This is a genomic window from Desulfobaculum sp. (assembly GCF_054921475.1).
On sequence record NZ_JBUDSW010000287.1, the window covers coordinates 1 to 4,219 of the forward strand.

A 4,219-nucleotide genomic window follows, 5' to 3' on the forward strand; every position below is an offset into this window, starting at 1 on the left:
GCCGATCTCCTCGATGGGCAAAGCGGGACCTACTACCGCAGTTGGACCAATCTCACCAACGTCCCCACCGGTTTTGCCGATGGCGTGGACAACGTGGGGCCGGGGGATATCACCGCCGTGACTGCCGGCACCGGCTTGACCGGGGGAGGCACCAGTGGCAGTGTGACCCTCAACGCCGACCCCACCTACGTCCAACGCCGCGTCAGCAGCACCTGTGCCCCCGGCAGCAGCATCCGCGCCATCCACGCCGATGGCACCGTCACCTGCGAGAGCGACGACGCGGGGGACCCCCCAGCATTCCTCCCGCGTGACAATCAGAGCACCGCCCTGGGGGTGAGTGGCTTCCGCCTGGCCGCCACGCTGGGGGCCGATGGGCTGCCCCTGGTGGCCTACGGAAATGGCCCCCTGTATCTGGCCTTCTGCACCGACGCCGCGTGTACGAGCACCTCCCACGTCATGCTGGACCCCGCCAACAGTCTCTACCCCGCCATCACCGTGGGCCCCGACGGCTGCCCCGTGGTCAGCTACTACAGCATCGCCGCGCAGGATCTGCGGGTGGCCCACTGTGCCGACGCCCGCTGTACCACCGTCACCCGCAGTACCGTGGACGCGACCGGGCAGGTAGGCTACTTCAGCGACATCGTCATTGGTCGCGATGGCTTGCCCGTCATCAGCTACATTGACTACACCCACTACGACCTCAAGGTGGCCCATTGTGACGCTGGGGCCTGCACCAGCGCCACGCTGACCACCCTCGACAGTGCCGCGACGGCGGATGGGCAGACGGCCATGGCCCTGGGGGTGGACGGATTGCCCCTCATTGCCTACTTCAACGGCATACCTGCCTATGATCTCAAGGTGGCTCATTGCGAGGACGTGGCTTGTACTAGTGCCACCCTCACCACCGTGGACAGCGCGGGCTACGTGGGTGTGGACACCGCGGTGACGATTGGGGCAGATGGCTTGCCCCTCATCAGTTACGGGGATGATACGAACAAGGATCTCAAGGTGGCCCACTGTGCCGATGTGGCTTGCAGCAGCGCCACGGTGCGCGTCGTGGTGGACAATCCCACCTTCAAAGCCCACGACACCGCGATCACCGTGGGGGCCGATGGCCTGCCCCTGATTGCCTATCACCGCTACGAGAGCCGCGACCTGGCGGTGGTGCATTGCGGGGATGTGACCTGCGCGACGGCCACGCAGACGTTGGTGGCCACGACCGGCACGACGGGCATGGATCCGGCGGTGCTCATTGGCGCCGACGCCTTGCCCTTCTTGGTCTACATCGACGCTGGCAACAGCAACGCGCTCGTGGCCACCCACTGCGCCAATGCTTTCTGTGTGCCCTACTGGCAACGGTAAAGGAGGCTGTGGATAATGCAACGCTATACACTGCTCCTAGTGCTCCTGCTCTCGCTCGGCCTGCCGGGGCCGGCGGCAGCCCAAAGGGGGGGTGGGTATCACCTCCACCGTGCGACCGGGGCGGCCTCCGGCGGCGGCGTGGCCCACGGGGCCCCGTACATCCTCTACGGCACATTGGGTCAGATGAGTGTGGCCACCAGTGCCGGGGCCACCCAAACCCTTACTGGCGGCATCTGGCGCGGCAGCAGCGCGCCGGACCTCCTCAAGGTGGAGGTGGCGGTCAACGATACCGTCCCGCCGGTGCGCCCGGGCGACGAATTGACCTTGGCCGTCGCGGTGACCAACAACGGGGTGCGCCCCCAAGCTCAGGTGCAGGTCACCACTACGGTGCCGGCCGGGCTGACGCTGGTGGCCTCCAGTGTCACCGCCGAGCAGGGCATGGTGCACGTGCAGGACAACTTGACCCTCACCTGGGCCTTGGATACGTTGAGTTATGAGGCCCTTGCCGTGCTGACCTATCGCGTCCGGGTGGATGCGGGCACCGAGGGCCGGCAGATGCCCACCACGGCCACGGCGCGCAGTGCCAGTTCTGGTCCGGTCACGCACACGGTGATCATCCCCGTGTTCCGCCCGGTGGGGGTCTACATGCCGCTGGTGCGGCATGCCTATCCCCCGCCGAGTGCGCCCACCCCGCCGCTGCATCTGCTGGACGAGGCACCCCCTCAGTGTCCAGGCTGGCCGGTCGCAGTGGGGGCGCGCTATCGCGACGACCTGGACGGCCCCAACGACAACGACTGGTTTGCGTTCACTGCGCAGGCCGGGGCCACGTATGTGCTGGCAACGTCTGACCTAGGTACCCAGGCGGACACCTGGCTGACGCTGCACCGCGCAGATGATTGCACGACGCCCTTGGCGGACAATGACGACATTGCTTGGCCCGCGAATCTGGCCTCGCGCATTGTGTGGACGGCCCCGGCGGATGGGGTGTACTGTGGGCTCGTGCGGGCCTGGGACTGGCAGGTTTACGGCCCGGAGACCGGCTACACCTTTGGCGTAGCCCTCACGGAGATGCCGGCGCAGCGTTTTCAGCAGCAGCTACCCACAGACCCCTCCAAAGCTCCCCCGCCGCCAACACCACAGCCTTGATTGATATGGAGGTTACCCTATGAAATGGTATCATACAGTTCGTCGGATAAGTTTTTTCTTAGGGGGCGTGTCCCTCTGTTGTGTCTTAGCCTACGCTGTGGGAGGGACAAGCGGCATCCTCACACCGGATGTATCCTGGGATCCGGCCTTCCCGACAACGCCAGCATACACTGCCATGCCCCCTGTAAACCACTCCAGTTCAAGGGCGCGTAGTCCGGGCTTGAGCGCACCGCTATTTCAGAAACCCACGCCATTTCCCACCCCGGTGAAGCCTCCGAGTCATCCAACGCCCGGCGCGCCAACGGCGACCTCGATGCCGGATGTCACAACCGTCCGCCCCCCCAACACGCCACCGGCCACACTCCTGCTGCCGGTCACCGGCACACCGGCAGAAAACCTCGCTATGGCGCTGGTGGTCGCGGCATTGGGAATAATCTGGCTGGCCATAGGGATGATCTCCCCACAAGCTTATGAGGAGCAGAAATAGTCTGTGTTCACATTGTACCGCGTCCATTGTGCCATCGTGCTTGCCCTATTGGTGATCGGTCTCTATGCATCACCGCTTCAAGCACAAAAAGACGTGCCGCCACCGACCCCGGCCCCGGTCACACGCGCGCCATCTAAGCCCGTGGCACCACCCCCGACGCCGACCCCGCTGCCTTCCGCCACACCAATCCCGCTGCCGCCTACCCTGCCTCTGCCCGCAACATTGCCCACCGAGGATATTGCCACAGCAACGCCCGGGATAGTCCAACCTACCCTGACTGCGGCGCCATCTACGGCAACGCCTACAGCCGCAATCAACATCGCTGCACCTCCCGCTACCCTCACGGCGACCCCGTTGTTACTCCCGCCACTGACAACGCCCACGGTCTGGCCCACGCCTGCGCTGCGCCCGCAACCCATCCCTACTTGGCTGCTCCCGGTCGGGGTACTCGCCCTCCTCTTTGTGGGCTGGCTCATTCTCCGTTTCGTCCACTATACCCGGCAGGATTTGCAGGTGAAGCAGCGTATGATTGCCGAAGACGCAGCGACGCGCCTGGCTGACCATCGCCGTGACGTGCAAGCGCGGTTGGCCGCCGTCCCCGAAAGCTGGCGCACCCTCTTGGCCCAGATTATCACCGACGTCACCGGCGCGCCCACGCAATTACCGCCGGAGGAACCGCCCACCGTCAATGCAACGGTGCCCTATCTAGCCATCGGACGCTACTACTTCACGCCCGCCACCCGGCGCATCCGGCAGCTCAAGGGCTTGCACGCCGCGCGCCCCCACACTCTCCCGGCGGATGCGCAGGTAGAACTATGGGCCGTGTGGGATCATCTGAGTGCACAACTCAGTCCACTTCCCCCCGCGTTGCCACGTCGCGCGCCTTGGACGCTGCTTGAAGGATGACGTTAAATCCTATGCGCAGATCTTATTCACGACGGCCGGAAAGGAAACTATCACATGGCTTATTTGACTGAAGTCACCCCGTTACTGTGGCGCTCGATATCCTCGCTTTTGCTGATATGGGTCGCCTACAGCGACTTCCGGCAGCAACGTGTGCCCCGTATCTGGACCACGCTGGCCTTGCCGTTAGGCTTGGCAACGGCATGCACTGCCGTGCAGCCCTATGTACATCTGGGCACCGGCGTGGCGCTGTTTCTGTACAGCTTCGGGGCTTGGCAACGCGCACAGGAGACCAGCACAGTTTTCGGCGGCGGCGATGTC

5 protein-coding genes are annotated in these 4,219 nt (G+C 64.7%); 4 read left to right on the forward strand and 1 reads right to left on the reverse strand.

Annotated features, from left to right (window positions below; translation table 11 throughout):
- Window positions 1-1,362 (forward strand): hypothetical protein (locus tag ACY69P_RS14670; RefSeq protein WP_462328008.1); only part of this gene is annotated, 1,362 nt, incomplete at its 5' end.
- Between the two features lie 15 nt (window positions 1,363-1,377).
- The gene (locus tag ACY69P_RS14675) at window positions 1,378-2,508 is read left to right on the forward strand and encodes a pre-peptidase C-terminal domain-containing protein (protein ID WP_462328009.1); all 1,131 of its coding nucleotides are present in this window, start codon (window positions 1,378-1,380) and stop codon (window positions 2,506-2,508) included.
- A gap of 279 nt (window positions 2,509-2,787) precedes the next feature.
- Here the strand turns inward: ACY69P_RS14675 and ACY69P_RS14680 are convergent, their stop codons facing one another.
- Window positions 2,788-2,955, reverse strand: coding sequence for a hypothetical protein (locus ACY69P_RS14680; RefSeq protein ID WP_462328010.1), 168 nt, complete (start codon window positions 2,953-2,955; stop codon window positions 2,788-2,790).
- A gap of 565 nt (window positions 2,956-3,520) precedes the next feature.
- Here ACY69P_RS14680 and ACY69P_RS14685 point away from each other — a divergent pair.
- Complete coding sequence (locus ACY69P_RS14685; RefSeq protein WP_462328011.1) at window positions 3,521-3,901, forward strand: hypothetical protein; 381 nt, start codon at window positions 3,521-3,523, stop codon at window positions 3,899-3,901.
- A 54-nt stretch (window positions 3,902-3,955) separates the two neighbouring features.
- Window positions 3,956-4,219 (forward strand): A24 family peptidase (locus ACY69P_RS14690; RefSeq protein ID WP_462328012.1); only part of this gene is annotated, 264 nt, incomplete at its 3' end.

Bases quoted from the DNA above. Each gene is read 5' to 3' on its own strand.
- ACY69P_RS14675 (WP_462328009.1), top strand. From the start codon at position 1,378: ATGCAACGCTATACACTGCTCCTAGTGCTCCTGCTCTCGCTCGGCCTG.
- ACY69P_RS14680 (WP_462328010.1), bottom strand. From the start codon at position 2,955: ATGGCCAGCCAGATTATTCCCAATGCCGCGACCACCAGCGCCATAGCG.
- ACY69P_RS14685 (WP_462328011.1), top strand. From the start codon at position 3,521: ATGATTGCCGAAGACGCAGCGACGCGCCTGGCTGACCATCGCCGTGAC.